The sequence below is a fragment of the uncultured Streptococcus sp. genome (assembly GCF_938036805.1).
Lineage (GTDB): Bacteria > Bacillota > Bacilli > Lactobacillales > Streptococcaceae > Streptococcus.
This window is the reverse complement of sequence record NZ_CALHWC010000041.1, coordinates 1-1,237: the sequence shown is the minus strand read 5'-3', so window position 1 is coordinate 1,237 and position 1,237 is coordinate 1. Positions and strand designations below refer to the sequence as shown.

Annotated in this window: 2 protein-coding genes; both read left to right on the top strand. The window is 42.7% G+C overall.

Annotation, left to right across the window (positions count from 1 at the left end; translation table 11 throughout):
* A partial coding sequence (locus Q0191_RS01805) for a hypothetical protein (protein WP_297663279.1) occupies positions 1-225 on the top strand: 225 nt, incomplete at its 5' end.
* Between the two features lie 103 nt (positions 226-328).
* On the top strand, positions 329-1,207 hold the full coding sequence (metF, locus tag Q0191_RS01800) for a methylenetetrahydrofolate reductase [NAD(P)H] (RefSeq protein WP_125371621.1): 879 nt from the start codon (positions 329-331) through the stop codon (positions 1,205-1,207).
* Positions 1,208-1,237 lie beyond the last annotated feature (30 nt).

Below are 1,237 nucleotides of genomic sequence, written 5' to 3'. Positions count from 1 at the left end.
TTCCAAACAGAAGTGGGACCTGGGGTTTACGATATCCACTCACCTCGTGTGCCAAACGAAGGCGAAATCGACCACACTATCGAAGCCATCCTTGCCAAAGTACCAAGCAAGAAGGTTTGGATCAACCCTGACTGTGGTTTGAAAACACGTGGTATTCCAGAAACAAAAGAAAGCTTGATCCGCCTTGTCGAAGCGGCTAAAGCAGCTAGACAAAAACTGAATTAATATTATTTCTACATTTAAACTCAGCTCTGATAAACCTGCAACAAAGCTGTTTGCAGGTTTGTTATAGGCTGATAGTTAGTAGATTGAAAGGAATTTTATCTCTATGGTGAATCGCCAAACTCCTAGTCTCTCATTTGAAGTATTTCCTCCTAATCCGGCAGTAGGCAATGATAAGATTTTTCAGGCGTTGAGGGAGATGCAAGATCTGGCTCCCCACTTTATCAGTGTGACTGCCAGCAATAATAAATTTGATATTGAGGAGACAACGGTTCGTTTGGCTGAGTTCATCTCCAATGACCTTGAGATTCCAACGATTGCCCATTTGCCAGCTGTTTATCTAACCAAGGAAATGGTATCCAATATCTTGCAGGCTTTGGATCGTGTTGGGGTCAATCAGATTTTGGCTTTGCGAGGCGATATTTTTCCAGATGTGGCTCCTAAGGATGATTTTAAATATGCGACTGATTTGATCGAATACATCAAGACAGAAGCACCACATTTTGACATCATCGGTGCTTGCTATCCAGAGGGGCACCCAGACTCACCAAACCAGATCTCAGATATTCAGAATCTCAAGAAAAAGGTGGATGCGGGCTGCTCTAGTCTTGTCACTCAGCTCTTCTTTGACAATGAACGTTTCTATGATTTCCAAGATAAGTGTACCTTGGCTGGGATTGATGTTCCGATTCATGCAGGTATCATGCCTATTCTGAATCGAAACCAAGCGCTTCGTCTTTTGAAAACGTGTGAGAATATTCATCTTCCGCGCAAATTCAAGGCTATTCTGGATAAATATGAACATGATCCAGAATCCCTGCGGACAGCTGGTTTAGCCTATGCGGTGGATCAAATTGTTGATTTGGTGACCCATGATGTAGCAGGGATCCATCTCTATACGATGAATAATGCGGCAACAGCTTACCATATCTATAAGGCGACCCATGCGCTCTTTAACCATACCCCATCCGTTCAATCTTTTTAAGATGAATGAAGAAACCACTAATCAGATTCA

Coding starts and splice junctions, on each gene's coding strand:
- metF (WP_125371621.1), top strand. CDS start 329: ATGGTGAATCGCCAAACTCCTAGTCTCTCATTTGAAGTATTTCCTCCT.